Source organism: Rhodothermales bacterium (assembly GCA_034439735.1).
Taxonomy (GTDB): Bacteria; Bacteroidota; Rhodothermia; order Rhodothermales; family JAHQVL01; genus JAWKNW01.
The window spans coordinates 1-14755 of the sequence record JAWXAX010000226.1; the positions used below are offsets into that span (position 1 = coordinate 1).

The window sequence follows — 14755 nt, forward strand, 5'->3', positions numbered from 1 at the left end:
ACGACGCCGGCGGACGACCAGGCCGCACTGTTTCGACGGCTGCGTCGGGATTACCTCCGGCGGCGCACGTTTGGGATGTTCACAATGGCCTCGCCGCCGACCGACGCCAGCGCCGTGCGGGCGCTGGAGGACGGGCTGGGCATCCAGCTCGGCTGAAGCACGATCAGGCCTCGAAGCCGAAGGAGCGCAGGAAGGTGTCGTTGCTGCGCCAGCGCTCACGCACCTTGACGTGCAGTTGCATGTACAGCGGCCGGCCGGTGAATGCCTCGATGTCTTTCCGCGCCGCGATGCCTATCCGCTTGAGAGCGCTCCCGCCCTTGCCAATGAGGATCGCCTTCTGCGAATCCCGCTCGACGACGATTTCGGCGTGTAGCATATCCTTCTTCCCTTCGCGCTCTTCGTAGGTGACAACGTTCACCTGAGTGGAGTAGGGTACTTCCTGGCTGTACTTTAGAAAGATCTTCTCGCGGATGATCTCGGCGATAAAAAAGCGTTCCGGGTGTTCGCTGAGCTGGTCCTTGGGGTAAAAGGGTGGTCCTTCAGGAAGATACGTGAGCAACGTCGTGAGCATCGGCTGGAGGTTGAAGCCGGTGAGCGCCGAGATGGGGAACACCTCCTTGAAGGGGAAGGCATTGAGGTAGACCTGAGCCAGGGGGAGGGCATCCTCCTGCCGGATCAGGTCGATCTTGTTCAGCAGTAGGAAGCTGGGCCGTTCGCCTACGAAGGAGAGGCCGAGCGAGTCCGGCGTGTCGCGGGTGGCGTCCGCCATGAAGAGCAGCACGTCGGCGTCCGAAATCGCGTGGCGGACGTTACGCATCATCGCCTCTTGCAGTCGGTAGCGGGGCTCGATGATACCTGGCGTGTCCAGGAGAACGATCTGATACGCCGGCGCCGAAAGAATGCCCAGGATGCGGTGCCGCGTCGTCTGCGGCTTGGGCGTCACGATCGACAATTTTTGACCGACGAGTGCGTTGATGAGCGTACTCTTGCCGACGTTGGGTTGGCCGATGAGGGCCGCGTAGCCGCAACGGTGGCCGGCGGGGACGTCGTCGGGAAGCAGGAGTTCGGGTTCCATGGTGGTGGGGTGGGAGAGTGGGAGTCGGTTATCCTTTGACGACGCGGAGCATCTCGCGGACGGCTTCCTCGAACCCTACGAGCAGGGCGCGGGCGACGATAGCGAACCCGATGGATACTTCGTGTATGTGGGGGACCGTGTGCTTGAAGAGTGCGTAATTCTGGTAGTCGAGTCCATGGCCGGCATGCACCCGCAGGCCCAGGGTGTGGGCATGAATGGATGCGGCGGCGAGGCGATCGGCCTGGGCCACACGTGTTTTCACCGTGCCTGCATTGGCGTAGTCGCCCGTATGGAGTTCGATGCAGGAGGCGCCGGCATCCGCGCAGGCGTCGATCTGCCCGAGGACCGGGTCGACAAAATAGGCCACTTCCTCGATACCGGCGTCGAAGAGCCGCCGGGTGACGATCTGAAGCCGGCTCCGGTGGGCCCGTACATCCAGCCCGCCTTCCGTAGTGATCTCCTGGCGTCGTTCCGGCACCAGTGTCGCCAGATGAGGCCTGATTTCGCAGCAAAATGCGACCACCTCTTCGTTCGTTGAAAGTTCGAAATCGAGCTTTGTGGTCACCGTCTCCTTGAGCAGGCGCACATCCCTGTCCGTGATGTGACGACGGTCCTCCCGCGGATGGAATACGATACCGTCCGCGCCGGCCTTCTCAGCCAGCACGGCGGCATGCACGGGATCCGGAAAGCGTGCTTGACGCGCATTTCTGAGGGTTGCCACGTGGTCAACGTTGATCAGGAGGTGCGTGGGTTCGAGCACGGCGTTTGGCGTCATCGGGCGAGCAACGTTTGGGCGACAAGGGGGTCTTGGAAGGCAAAAGGCGGAGATGAAACACGCATCACTCGTCGTTTGTTTTGGCTGCGATCTCAGATGGCTCCCGGGCGAAGTTGCTTTTAGAAAAGGCGCAGCCTATTTTCTCGCACACCACGTGCATCCTGGCGACTCACCCCCCTTACCACATTTATCCCACCGGGTACAGAGAAGACGCGATATGGCTTCCAAGAGCCTCCGAACGGGCCTGCAGTTGTTGCTCTGGCTGATGATCATTGGACTTTCCTACGTATTGTATTACTCCATCACGGAGCCTTACAAGATTGTTGAAGAGCAGGAGCGTGTGACAGCGCTGACTCGTCAGCGCATGGACATGGTCCGGCAAGTAGCCATTCAATACGAATCGAAGTACGACCGTTTCCCCCTGACACTGGATTCGCTTGCGTTATTTGCTTCGTCCGACTCCGCATTTCAGACGGTGCGTGAACAGTTGTTGAAAGGTCTGGTCGCGGATTCGCTCGTTCGTTCTCCGCGTACCGGGAAGATGTTCACGTACACGGCGAACGATACCTCCCGAGTCAAGACGTATCTCCTGCAGGACCCCGATTCCGATGATCGGATCGGTACGCTTGAGGCGGATATCACGCAGCTGAACGCGGCGAGCTGGGAATAACTTGTCCGATATCACCCCGATCGATCGCGAGGAGGGTGACATAGGGCGTGCGGAGACCGGGCATGGAAGCGCTCATCCAAGCGGCAGTCGACATCCACGACTCGACGCTGCGTTATGCAGAGGTCGAGCGTTCGGGTGCGTCTTTCCGACTGCTGAAGTTGGGTAGTTGTGAGTTCGACTTCGACATCATGCACGAACTCTCGAACGGCGCTCCCTCCGTCTACCTGGACACCCTGGGCGAAGCGCTGAACGATGTGTTTGCCCAGACGGAGGCGTCGGACCTACACGTCGTGTTGCACCCACCCGAATGTTACTCGTTCTTTACGCCGTTGCTGGTGGATTTGTCTGAAGAGGAGCGCCGAGGCCGGCTCCAGGATGAGGCCACGCTGCTCACGACGTTGGAGAGTCCCATGCCCCTTCATCTGACGGCGGACGTGGTTTTTACCGAATCCCTCGCTTCCGGCAAAACAGTCGAGTGGTTTCATGTGCTGGGTCTGCGAGAGGCGCTTCACAATCGGTTCGACCGCATACTGCGTACGCTTCCTCATCGGCGGTATCGGTTCAACCTGAGTACGCGAGGCGCGGCGAAGGTAGTGGAGTCGCTCCAGCGGGGTCCACGGTTCGAGTCTGCGGACCGCGCGGCGTTTAGCATGGCGGTGGGGTTCTACAGCAGCCACGTCGAATACACCGTGTGCCGGCAGCATCGCTGGTACCACAGCCACTTTACAGAGGCGGGCACGCCGGCCGATGCCGTCTATTATGCGCTGGCTCTGCTGAAACGGCTCCAGGTGCCCCGTTACTCCGTGCACGAGGTATTTTGTTACGGCGCTCTGCCGGGGGAAGAAGCGGTTGGCATGTTCAGCGATGTATTTAACACGACATGCCGTCCCCTGAATCCCATTGAGGTTGTCGAACTCGATGGACGCCGGCCGGGCGAGGGGTTTGCGGCGGAGGCCTATGCGCCCTGTATCGGCGCAGCCCTTTAGTGCCTTCCCTATTCCGTTCACGCTGATCCCCACCTACGTGTCAGGTCTACGCATCATTGGCGGCCGCTTGCGCCGGCGTACGTTCCGCGTTCCGAAAGGGCAGCTGACACGCCCCACCTCGGATCGTGCCAAGGAGTCGATCTTTAATATGATCGAGTCGCGCATAGATCTGGAAGACGCCTATGTGCTGGACCTCTTCTCCGGCACCGGCTCGCTGGCCTTCGAAGCCCTCAGCCGTGGCGCCGAAACCGCCACGCTGGTGGAGCACCAGGCCGCGGTGATGAAGTGCGCCCAGGAGAATGCCGCCGCGCTGGAGTTGTCGGACGCCTGCGTATTCGTCCGTGCCGATGTGTTGGTATACTTGAAGTCGCATCACGGACCGCCGTTCGACCTGATTCTGGCCGATCCGCCGTACGAATTCGATACATTGCCCCGCCTTCCCGATCTCATCCTTCCGAGGCTCAAGCCGGGTGGGTTGCTGGTGCTTGAACACGACAGCCGGCACCGGTTCGCGGACCATGAGGCTTTCGAAACGGCACGAGCCTACGGCCGTACTACGGTAAGCCTTTTTAACGCCCACTCGCCGGCGGGCGAGTAACCATCTGCCCTTCGCCATGGCCTTCGCCCTGTTCCCCGGCACCTTCGACCCGTTCACGAACGGCCACCTCGATGTGCTCGAGCGCGCGCGACGCCTGTTCGACGCCGTCGAGGTCACCGTGGCGGAGAATAGTAGCAAATCTCCCCTGTTCACGATCGAGGAGCGTTGTGCCCTGATCGAAGCCTCGACCAGCCATCTCACTGGAGTGACGGTCGCCCCTTTCTCCGGGCTGATTGTCGAACGCGCTCGCACGCTGGGGGCGGTGGCGCTGGTTCGGGGAGTCCGGGGGGTAACCGACTTCGACTACGAGTTGCGCCTCGCGGCGGCCAATCGCCGGCTGTACCCGGAATTGGAGACAGTATTCCTCATACCGTCAGAAGAAAATCTCTTGATAAATGCGACATTCGTGCGCGATATCCATCGGTGGCAGGGAGAGCTTGCATCCTTTGTTCCGCCCCCGGTGTTAGAGGCCCTGCGAATGAAACCGCCGCGGACGCACTGAGACGCCGTTCGCCGGCTTTCGCGCGTTCTGTTTCCGAGTCAAATCCACCCAGATCCCATGTCCGCACCCGCCCAGCCCATCGTTTTTAACCCCCGCGTCGCCGCCATGAAACCCTCGGCCACGCTCGCCATGACGGCCAAGGCGCTCGAACTGAAGCGCGCCGGCAAACCTGTCATCGGGCTGAGCGCCGGGGAGCCGGATTTTAACACGCCGGCGCCGATCGGTGAGGCCGCCATGAAGGCCATCCGCGACGGGTTCACGAAGTATACGCACGAGATGGGGATGCCGGAACTGCGCGAGCGCATCGCCCAGAAGTTGCTGCGCGACAATGGCCTGAGTTATCCCCCCGAGCAGATCATCTGCTCAAACGGCGCCAAGCAGTCCGTCGCCCTCGCCATCTCGGTCCTGTGCCGCCCCGGCGACGAGGTGTTGATCCCCGCGCCGTATTGGGTCAGCTACCCCGAAATGACCCGTTTCGCCGGCGCGGATCCGGTCATCCTCCCCACTACCGTTGAAGAGGAATACCGCATGAGTCCGGAAGCGTTGGAGGCCGCCATCACCGAACGCACCCGGCTGCTAATTCTTTGCTCCCCCTCGAACCCGACCGGCTCCGTGTACTCCCGCTCCGAACTGGAGGGCCTGGCAGAGGTCCTCCGCCGGCACGAGCAGGTGTACGTCCTGTCGGATGAAATCTATGAATACGTCATCTTCGACGCGGAGCATGTGTCGTTCGCCAGCCTGCCCGGGATGAAGGAGCGGACGGTTACGGTGAACGGGTTCTCGAAAGGGTACGCCATGACGGGCTGGCGGCTCGGGTATTTCGCGGCGGAGCCGGCTATCGTCAAGGCTGCTTCGAAACTCCAGGGTCAGTTCACCTCAGCGCCGTGTAGCATCACCCAGAAAGCCGGTGTCGCGGCGCTCGACATGCCGCGCGAGTCGATCGACACGATGGTCGATGCGTTCCGGCAGCGGCGCGACTTCGTGCTGGCAGAACTCAACGCCATTCCCGGCGTCCGCTGCCCGAAACCCGAAGGTGCGTTTTATCTATTCCCTAATATCGCGACGTTTTTAGGGAAGACGACGCCGGCGGGACGAACGATTGCGTCGAGCGACGATCTCTGCCTCTATCTGCTCGACGAGCACCTCGTGGCGCTCGTCCCGGGCAGCGGCTTTGGTGATCCCGAAGGCATTCGTATTTCGTACGCCGCCTCGATGAGTGATCTCCAGGAGGCCATGCGCCGGATCAAGGCCGGGCTTCAGGCTCTGTCGTGAACTTCCGGCCTGAACCTCTGGCCGAGCCGGACGTAGTCAGATCGTGCCCGCGAACTCCCCGCCCGGACGTTCGTACGTCCTGCATTCTCCCTGTATACAGACCGGCTGCCCGCTTTTGGAACCGACTCCGCCTTCTGCCGACCTTCTTGAACCGCGAAAACCGCTATTTACCGGATACCAGGATCCGGTATTCCCAAGGGATCGGTACTGGCTCCATCTGCTGTTGTTTGCGCTGACGCTGGCCTCGACAATCGTGGCCGGCGGGCAACTCGTGGGGCGATTCCTCATCTACCCGAACGCCGTTCCCGAGGACCCGTTCACCTGGCTGCGCGACCGGCAGTTCATCCTGGACGGGCTGCGCTTCGGGGCGTCGCTGCTGCTGTTCCTCACGATCCACGAATTCGGACACTACATTGCCGCGCGTATCCACGGGATCAACACGTCGTTGCCGTATTACATTCCGACCTTCATTTTCGGGCTCGGCACGTTAGGGGCGGTGATCCGGATTCGCGAACCGATTCCGGCGACGCGTACGTTATTCGATATCGGGGTGGCTGGCCCGCTGGCCGGCTTCGTGGCGGCGCTCGGGGTGTTGCTGTACGCGTTCGCGACGTTGCCGTCGCCGGCCTATATCATGGACCTACCCGGTCACGAGGCGCTGAAAGCGTACATCGAACAACACGGGGTATTCCCGGAGAGCAGCATGACTCTGATGGCGCCGCCTGAAGAAGGCGCGATGACCATTATCGTCGGCCAGACACCGCTCTATTGGCTCCTCTCTCGGTTTTTTGAGAATGTCCCGCCGATGGACGAGATGTACCACTATCCGATGTTATTTGCTGGCTGGATGGGGCTTTTTTTTACGGCGCTGAACCTGCTGCCCGTCGGCCAGCTCGATGGCGGGCACATCCTCTACACCCTCATCGGGCCGAAATGGCACTCGCGCATCGCGCGGTCGTTTGTGATCCTCCTGCTCATTTCCGGGGCGATCGGGTTTGTAGATGAAGGGTTTCCCTGGCTGGCGAGCGTGCATCCCTATCTGGGCCGGCTGGCGTGGTTTATCCTTGCCGCGGTGCTGTATTATTATCTCGCGCGCATCTTCCTCGGAAATCACCGGTTCATCGCGCCGAGCTTGCTCGGGATCATCGCGGTGGTGGTGCTGGTCCGCTCCCTGGCCGACGATCCGGCGTCGTACGGCTACACGGGGTGGTTGATCTGGTGTCTGCTGATCGTCACGTTGATTCGCGTGGACCACCCGCCGGTTCTGCGGCCGGAGCGCCTGACGCCGATGCGTCGCGTGCTCGCTCTTCTGAGCATCCTCATCTTCCTGTTGTGTTTCAGCTTCACCCCGCTCCGCGTGTTATGAGTGGCCGAGTCATGCGAACCGTACCCCTGCATCGATTTTTCCTCGCGTTGCACCGCGTGGCGCCGGCCGTGTTGTTGTTCACGCTGTTCTTAGTCACTCTGGCCTCATGCGACAGCGCGCCCGGACCTTCGGACGGATCGTCGATTCCTCCCTCGGTGTCGGGCTTCAGCTATACCCCTCGTTCGATCAACATCCTCGAAACGCCTCCGGGGCAGTTCGTGGGCAACAACGTCCGCATCCTGTTTACGGTTGCGGTCGATGCGACGGATGCCGACGGGGTGGTCTCGGAGGTGGTGCTGGTGCTTCGCAGCCCGACGGTCGACGCCGAGCCCGTGTTGACGCAGATGATGAATGGGTCGGGAAACGGTCCGTACCAGCTCACCCGAGAAGTCGAACTGCCCCGGGGCGAAACGGGAAATTATACACTGCTTATTTACGCGGTGGACGACGAGGGACAGCTCAGTAATCTGGTTCGAGGCACGTTCACGCTCGAAAACCGGGGCGAGCCGCCCGTGATCGCATCCGTCGAGGCGCCGGATACCGTACAACGGCCGGCGGCCGGCGAGCAGACGCTCGTCGAGATCGTCGCCGTCGTATCCGACCCGGACGGGTTGGCGAACCTCAGCCGGGTGGTGTTCTGGAATACGGCAGCGCCGGCGGACCGGTTCGATCTCGTCGACGATGGATTAAATGGTGGGGACGACGTGGCCGGCGACGGACGCTACACCATCACCGTCCAGGTGGCCAGCGACAACGCGCCCGGGCCGCGGGTGTTTGCTTTCCAGGCGACCGATCGGGCGGGGCTGGAGAGCAACGTCGTCGAGAAAACGATCACGATCGAGTAAGGGGTTTCAGGTTCCAGGTTACAGGTTTAATGATGATACGAGGTTTGGCCGTCCTATTCGTGTTGTTTTCCCTGGTCGTGTCAGTGCGGGCGCAAGTTCCGTCGCTGGAGGCGGCCGGCGTGCCGGGGATCGTGCGGAATAGCACGGCGAACCTGCATGCGCGTGGCGATTCGTTGTGGGTGGGCTCATTCCTCAATCTCACGACGGATGGAGGATCGACCTGGCTGCTGGCCGATGCGGACTCGCTCTTCGGGTCGCGCAACAGTGTGTTTTCGATCGATACCGAGGGCGATGTCGTGTGGGTCGGCCTCGGGTATCTGAGCGACGCGACGAGCGGCAGCTCGGAACAGTCGGCCGGCGGCTTCCTCGTTTCCACCGACGGCGGGCGCACGTTCACCTACCGATTCCCCCAGCTCGATAGCCCGGATAGCGACACGGAGACGTATGGCGTTTCGACCCTGCCGGCGTTGCCTGTCATCGTCCCGCAACAGAGTCCACCGTTCGACATCGATTACAACGCCGCCACCGACGAGGTCTGGGTAGCCGCCTGGGCCAGTGGCATTCGCCGCTCCGCCGACGGCGGACGGACGTGGCGCCGGGTCGTGTTGCCGCCGGATGACCTGGATTACATCCATCCCGATTCGACCTACAGTTTCGAGATCGAGCCGCGGCGCGGCCTGACCGGTTGGTTCAACTATCTCGGGTTTGGCGTGCTGTTGGATGAGACGCAGACGGTCTGGGCTGGCACGGTAGCCGGCGTCAACCGCTCCACGCCGGCCGACGTGACCTCCTCGGGCGAGCGCGCCTGGCGGCGGTTTTCGTTCGACGGCACCTCCGCGGGCCTCACCGGCAACTGGGTGATTTCGATCGAGGAACAGCCGCTCCCCGGGCGGAATGCCATCTGGATGGCCACGTGGGACGGCAGCGACGGCACCGGGCCGCGCCAACAATTTGGCGTCACCGTCACCCGAGACGGCGGCGAGACGTTCGAGCAGGTGCTGACTGACGAGCGCATCTTCGACTTCGCCTTCGCCGGCGACCGCATCTACGCCGCCGGTGAGGCCGGCCTGTTCATCACCGACGACGGTGGCGTCACCTGGCGCACGGTCCGGTATTTCAACGATCCCGCCCAGTCCGATCGCCCCATTCCGCCGGATGTCGAGGTCAATGCCGTCGAGGTCACCGCCAATGGCGACCTCTGGGTAGGCTCGACTGACGGGCTCTTTAAGAGCACGGATAGGGGAGCGACCTGGACGATCTTCCGCGTCGAAGTCCCGCTCCATCCGACGACCCCGACGGAGACGATCCCGGATGTGGACGTATTTGCCTATCCCAATCCGTTTTCGCCGCCGCAGGACCGATTCGTGCGGATCCGGTACGAGTTGGAAAGCGAGCGCGCCGTTTCGCTCCGGATCTTCGATTTTGAGATGAACCTGGTGCGCGAGCTGGAGGCCTCGGGGCAGGGGGCCGGCGTCCGCGAGACCACCTGGGACGGCGTGGACCGGAACGGGCTGCGCGTGGCGAATGGCGTGTATTTTTATGTCGTGAAGGCCGGCGACGCGTCGTATCGCGGTAAAATTCTAGTCATCGAGTAGGGTGGCATACGATATGATCAAAATCACATGTCATCCCGAGCGAAGCCCAGGGACCTCCCTCAGCCTGGTATGTCATCCCGAGCGAAGCCGAGGGACCTCCCTCAGCCTGGCGCTACTTCTCCTCCTCCTCGTACCCAACGCCGCCTCCGCCCAGTCCGCCGGCGCCTTCGCCCGGCTCGGTTTCGGCGCCCGGGGGATGGCGATGGGCAACGCACAGACCGCCGACGCCGCCGCCAGCGCGTTTTACAACCCCGCGCTAGCGCCCTTTGCCACCCGCCAGACACTGCAGGCTTCGGTCGCTCTGATGACGTTCGACCGGGAGCTTCAGCATCTCCAGTTCTCCTCTGTCCTGCCGCCAAGGGCAGGTATCGCGCTGGGGCTCATCCATGCCGGCGTGAACAACATCGACGGGCGCAACGAAAGCGGCTTTCATACGGAGGATTATGCGACCGACGAGTTCGCCGTGTTCATGGCGTTTGGCCTGAAGCTGGGCGAGCGGGTGAGTGGTGGGCTCGGGTTTCAGATTTTCAGGGCGGATTATTTCGCCGAGCTCGAGCCCGTGAATAGCGTGGGCATCGACATTGGGTTCACCGTGAAAGTCAGCGAGGCGCTTCGGGTGGGTGTCGTGGCGGACGACTTGCTGGCGAAGTACACCTGGGATACGTCGAGCCTGTTTACGAGCGGCGGCAAGCGGACGAGTGATGCGTTTCCCGCGCGGATTCGGCTGGCGGGTACGTACGCGCTGGCCGGCGGGAAAGGCGTGGTGTCGGCCGAGTACGAGTCGCGCGCGAGTCTGCTCGAGTTTCGCACCCGCGGGATCGAAGTGCGGGGCGGCGGACCGGTGGAAGTGATCGATATCGAGGATTTTTGGATCCAGGAGAGCCGCTTTCGGGTGGGCGGGGAGTACCGGTTGGCCGAGCCGTTCGCGGTTCGCGCCGGCGTGGACCGGATCGCCGCGTCGTCCAGCCGCATCCAGCCCACTGCCGGATTTGTGCTCGAGCAACCGATCGGTAACCTGGATGTCTGGTTTGAGTACGCCGTCGCCCTCGAACCGTACAGCGTCGGGACGATGCATGTTCTGGCGCTGCGGTTGTTTTTGTAATTTATCACAGTTTATCCCGACCGGACCCCCGATTTGATCGGGGGAAGCGGAGAGCCTGTCCCTGCGAAAGCGGGGGGACCTCCTGCCGAAGGGCACAACCGGCGCTCAACTCATCCATCATGCCTGCACGCCTCGCCATCTTCGCCCTCCTCCTCGCCTTGCTCCCCCTCTCCGCCTCGGCGCAGGCGGGGCTGGCGTTTTTGCGGATCGGCTCGAACGCGTCGGCGGCGGCGATGGGCGATGCACAGACGGCCAGCACGCGGGATGCGTTTTCGACCTACTGGAACCCCGCCGGCCTGGGTGGTCGCGCAGGCAACTCGGCCGCGTTTTCACACCATATCTGGATCGGGAGCACGCGGACGTATTCGGCGGCCGGCCGGTTTCAAGCCGGCGCTCAGGGCGGTTTCGGAGCGTTCGTGACGGCGATGGATAGCGGCGACCTCGAAGCCCGCGAAGGTCCGGGAGATCCTGAAGGGTTGTTTAATGCCCAGTTCGTGAGCGTGGGCGGGTCGTACGGCCTGGCGCTGGGCCCCGTGCGGCTCGGAGCGACGGCCAAGTTTCTGTCCGAGCGCATCTTCGCCAGCTCTGCCGAGGGGTATGCGTTCGACTTTGGGGCGCAGGCGGATCTGTTCGACGGCGGCATCCGACTCGGCGCGGCGCTTATGCACATTGGCGAGATGAACACCCTCAGCGCCGAGGCTACCGAGCTGCCCGCAACGGTCCGCGCTGGCGTGGCCGTATACCCCTTCCGGGTGGTGACGATGACCGACAACGCCGTGCTGCTAAACGCGTACTTCACGGGCGAAGTGTCCCACGTCCTCCCGACGGAAACGACCCGGATCCACGTGGGCGCGGCGGTGCAGGTGGAGGACCTCGTGATCATCCGCGCCGGCTACATCACCAACGACGAACTCCGCGGCCCGACGGTTGGCGGGGGGCTGGGGACCAGCGGGTTGCTGTTCGATTATGCGTTTGTGCCCTTCGACGGCGGGTTCGGTGGGGCGGGGCATGTGCTGAGCTTGCTGTATGCGTGGTGATGCGCGCGAGACCCTTTGGGTCTTCGAGATCCGAAGGGTCTGTTTTACCGGCCGTGAAAATGAAATCTAACCAACCGGGGATCGGGCCGGCGATTCGGAGTGTATCTTTGGCATGTCGCTGTAACCGAATCGGGTAATCGCCATGACCGATCTGCTCAAAAAGGCTATCGAAGCCGTTTCATCCCTGCCTGAGAACGATCAGGACCGCATCGCGGAGATGATCCTGGTCGAATCGTATCCCCAAAACGCCGATGAAGATCGATGGGAATGGATTGGGGGAAGACGGCCTACACCGGAAGAGATCAGACATGCCGTCGAGGGTATCAAGGAACTCAGTAAAACCTTAACGCTGGGCGGGATCAGCATCCGTGAATTGATCGAGGAAGGTCGGGTATGAGCGACAGGTTTGTCCTCGACGCGTCTGTTGCGCTGGCATGGTGTTTCCAGGACGAGGCGACGCCATTCACCCGGGCCCTGCTTGATCAGGTGCTGGATGGGGCAGTTGTTACGACGCCGTCCATTTGGCCCCTGGAGGTATCGAATGGAGTTCGCATCGCAGAGCGGCGTGGCCGTATCGGGGTTGCGGAAGGGGACCGGCTGATGGACTTTGTGCGGCACCTTTCCATTCGGGTCAAAAGAACGCGTACAGTGGAGATATTCGGTGATGTCGCGGATCTTGCCCGGTATGAACGCCTCACGGTATACGATGCGTCCTATCTCTATCTGGCTCGTAGCGAGGGGCTTCCCCTGGCATCGCTGGATGGGCCGTTGTGCGCCGCGGCTCGCCGGCAGGGAGTAGATGTATTACACTAGGCGTGTCGCTCTACATACATCCGGCTTGTGGCTGTAGCGATCGATAATAACCCACCAAAACCGGGAGGACGAGGATGCGACGACTATTGCTGATGCTTCTGCTTTTAAGTGGATGCTCTTTTTTGTCGGATAAAGACGTGATGAGGTGCCCGGTGGACATCTTGTCCCTATCGCTTGATGCCCCCCAGCGCGTCGTTGGTACATGGCAATGGGTAGAAGGACGAAACGATGCGTGTCAGTCGAATACGAAGTATCCTCTGAGCGAACCGCCGCGCTTGATTGTCACGGTTGACAGCGTCGTAAGGATTGGTTTTTCTTCCGAAAGCAGTCGTGAGGCTTATCCGTTGTCTATCCGGACGTCAACCATCGATTCTTTGCGGCACTTTCTGTTTTTCGATAGAAACATTGTGCTCTTAACTCCAGGCGATACGCTGCTTGTCGATGATCGCTATCTGGATGGCGGACAAGGATTATTCGTACGAAAATGAGGTAAGCGCTACCTCCCCAACACCGCGAACCCGAATCCATCCAATGCCAGGCGGCCGGTGTCGTTTACAGTTTCCCCGAACAGCGGGTGGTAGCCGGCGGCATCCACCTCCTCCAGGGAAAACGACTTCGCCTCGTCCGACAGGTTGAATACGGCCACGATGCGTTCTTCATCGAGGGAGCGGGAGAAGGCGTAGACCGTCGAGTCGGGGTGGGGGATGGTTGCGTAATCCCCAAACATCAGCGGTTGGTGGCGTTTGCGCAGTGCGATGAGGGCGCGGTAGAAGTGCCAGGTGGAGCCGGGCTCGTTTTTCTGGGCGGATAACGCGAGGCGTTCGATCTCCGGGGTGTTGAAGTAGGAGACGTCCCACCAGGGGCCCGTGTCCTTTGCGAAGGCCGCGATGCCGGCGTCTTCCGGGTTGGGCGTCCAGGGGAAGGCGTCGCGGACGGGGATGTGGTTGCCGTCGTGGCCCCACTCGCCGACGAGTCCCGGGAGGCCGAGCTCCTGGCCGTAATAAATCGAAGGGATGCCGGGGAGGAGTAGGTTCAGCGCGCCGGCGGCCCGGACCCTCCCCCGATCCCCCTCCATGGCGCTGGCCCACCGCTCCATGTCGTGGTTTTCGATGAAGTTGAGGAAATACCGGTCCTTCGGAATGCGGCGCATCGTTTCCTCGACGGCGGCTTTGATCTTCGTGGCGTTGAGTTCATCGCGGTCGGCCGGGTCGATGCGGCCGCCCATGTAGATCGTCGGAGCCCCGGAGATGGCGAAACGGATCGGGAAGCCGAAGCTGGCCGTGGCGCCGGTCTGGGCCATCATTTCTTCCCCGAATTCCAGCCAGTTAGACTGCTCACCGACGATGAACAGGTCCGGATTGATGGTGTAGACGTGGTCCAGGACGGGTTTCCAGACGTTGGCGTACATGCTCGTGAAAATGCCCTTGTAGTCCAGGTCGTCCATGATGTGATCGAGCCGGAATCCGTCGACGCCGTCGTCGAAGAGGCCGTCGCCGTTGGGGTCGACCCAGTGGGCGTAGAAGTCTTTCAGCCAGGAGCGGATTTCGGGGGCGTTCAGGTTGAGGAAGACGATGTTGAAGCGGACGTCCGGCCAGGCCTGGAGCGTCAGGAGCGAGTCGTCGGGGCCGGCGAACATCTGGGCAGGGCGTTCATTCCGGTCGTCGGCGTAGTAGATGTAGTTGGTGAAGGGCGAGGAGGGATTTTTGTACGAGTCGTCGAACCAGGGGTGCCCGTTGGCGGCGTACTGCGTCTCCATGTCCATGATGAACTTCAGGCCATGGGCGTGTACGGCGCGGACGAAGTCCAGGTACTCCTCCATCGTCCCGTATTCCGGGTCGATGGCCGTGTAGTCGGTGGGGAAGTAGTTATGGTAGAGGTTCGATTGGTACAGCGGCATGAACAGGATGGCCGTGACGCCCAATTCCTTGAGGTAGGGGAGTTTCTCCACGAAGCCGTTGAGGTCGCCGTGGCGGTCGCCGTTTGAATCGTAGAAGCTGCGCTGGCTGACGTGGTAGATGACCTCGTCGTGCCATCCGGGTTCGTCGATGGGGAGGTTGGGGCCGGCGGGGGCGCAGCCGGCGAGGAGGATTGCGAGGAAAAAGAGGGGGTGGCGCATGAG

16 protein-coding genes are annotated in these 14755 nt (G+C 61.9%); 13 read left to right on the forward strand and 3 right to left on the reverse strand.

From position 1 onward, the window contains the following. Nucleotides 1-163: 163 nt before the first annotated feature. Nucleotides 164-1075, reverse strand: coding sequence for a GTPase Era (gene era / locus SH809_16445; GenBank protein MDZ4701303.1), 912 nt, complete (start codon nt 1073-1075; stop codon nt 164-166). Nucleotides 1076-1103: 28 nt separating this feature from the next. After that, complete coding sequence (locus SH809_16450) at nt 1104-1850, reverse strand: pyridoxine 5'-phosphate synthase (GenBank protein ID MDZ4701304.1); 747 nt, start codon at nt 1848-1850, stop codon at nt 1104-1106. A gap of 217 nt (nt 1851-2067) precedes the next feature. Here SH809_16450 and SH809_16455 point away from each other — a divergent pair, with 217 nt between their 5' ends. The 13 genes from SH809_16455 to SH809_16515 all read left to right on the forward strand — a co-directional run bounded on the left by SH809_16455 (nt 2068) and on the right by SH809_16515 (nt 13124). After that, nucleotides 2068-2520, forward strand: a complete 453-nt coding sequence (locus tag SH809_16455) for a hypothetical protein (GenBank protein ID MDZ4701305.1) — start codon at nt 2068-2070, stop codon at nt 2518-2520. A gap of 62 nt (nt 2521-2582) precedes the next feature. Beyond that, nucleotides 2583-3506 carry a hypothetical protein gene (locus SH809_16460; protein ID MDZ4701306.1) on the forward strand — a complete coding sequence of 308 codons (924 nt, stop codon included), beginning with the start codon at nt 2583-2585 and terminating at the stop codon, nt 3504-3506. Nucleotides 3507-3543: 37 nt separating this feature from the next. Beyond that, entirely contained in the window at nt 3544-4104 is a 561-nt protein-coding gene (gene rsmD / locus SH809_16465) for a 16S rRNA (guanine(966)-N(2))-methyltransferase RsmD (GenBank protein ID MDZ4701307.1), read from the forward strand. A 16-nt stretch (nt 4105-4120) separates the two neighbouring features. Next, complete coding sequence (coaD, locus tag SH809_16470; protein MDZ4701308.1) at nt 4121-4606, forward strand: pantetheine-phosphate adenylyltransferase; 486 nt, start codon at nt 4121-4123, stop codon at nt 4604-4606. Nucleotides 4607-4663: 57 nt separating this feature from the next. Next, on the forward strand, nt 4664-5878 hold the full coding sequence (locus SH809_16475; protein ID MDZ4701309.1) for a pyridoxal phosphate-dependent aminotransferase: 1215 nt from the start codon (nt 4664-4666) through the stop codon (nt 5876-5878). 115 nt (nt 5879-5993) lie between these two features. Then, entirely contained in the window at nt 5994-7244 is a 1251-nt protein-coding gene (locus SH809_16480; GenBank protein ID MDZ4701310.1) for a site-2 protease family protein, read from the forward strand. A gap of 11 nt (nt 7245-7255) precedes the next feature. Beyond that, nucleotides 7256-8089 (forward strand): hypothetical protein, encoded by an 834-nt coding sequence (locus tag SH809_16485; GenBank protein ID MDZ4701311.1) that lies wholly within the window; start codon nt 7256-7258, stop codon nt 8087-8089. Nucleotides 8090-8133: 44 nt separating this feature from the next. Continuing rightward, nucleotides 8134-9684, forward strand: a complete 1551-nt coding sequence (locus tag SH809_16490; protein MDZ4701312.1) for a FlgD immunoglobulin-like domain containing protein — start codon at nt 8134-8136, stop codon at nt 9682-9684. Nucleotides 9685-9697: 13 nt separating this feature from the next. Beyond that, nucleotides 9698-10786 carry a hypothetical protein gene (locus SH809_16495; protein ID MDZ4701313.1) on the forward strand — a complete coding sequence of 363 codons (1089 nt, stop codon included), beginning with the start codon at nt 9698-9700 and terminating at the stop codon, nt 10784-10786. Between the two features lie 119 nt (nt 10787-10905). Then, a complete protein-coding gene (locus SH809_16500) occupies nt 10906-11823 on the forward strand; it encodes a PorV/PorQ family protein (GenBank protein ID MDZ4701314.1) in 918 nt (305 codons plus the stop codon). A gap of 142 nt (nt 11824-11965) precedes the next feature. Next, nucleotides 11966-12220 carry a hypothetical protein gene (locus SH809_16505; protein MDZ4701315.1) on the forward strand — a complete coding sequence of 85 codons (255 nt, stop codon included), beginning with the start codon at nt 11966-11968 and terminating at the stop codon, nt 12218-12220. Continuing rightward, nucleotides 12217-12636, forward strand: coding sequence for a type II toxin-antitoxin system VapC family toxin (locus tag SH809_16510; protein ID MDZ4701316.1), 420 nt, complete (start codon nt 12217-12219; stop codon nt 12634-12636). The genes SH809_16505 and SH809_16510 overlap by 4 nt, the downstream gene beginning before the upstream one ends. A gap of 74 nt (nt 12637-12710) precedes the next feature. Beyond that, entirely contained in the window at nt 12711-13124 is a 414-nt protein-coding gene (locus tag SH809_16515; protein MDZ4701317.1) for a hypothetical protein, read from the forward strand. 8 nt (nt 13125-13132) lie between these two features. On the opposite strand, the gene SH809_16520 is transcribed toward SH809_16515, so the two are convergent. Then, a partial coding sequence (locus SH809_16520; GenBank protein MDZ4701318.1) for an alpha-amylase family glycosyl hydrolase occupies nt 13133-14755 on the reverse strand: 1623 nt, incomplete at its 5' end.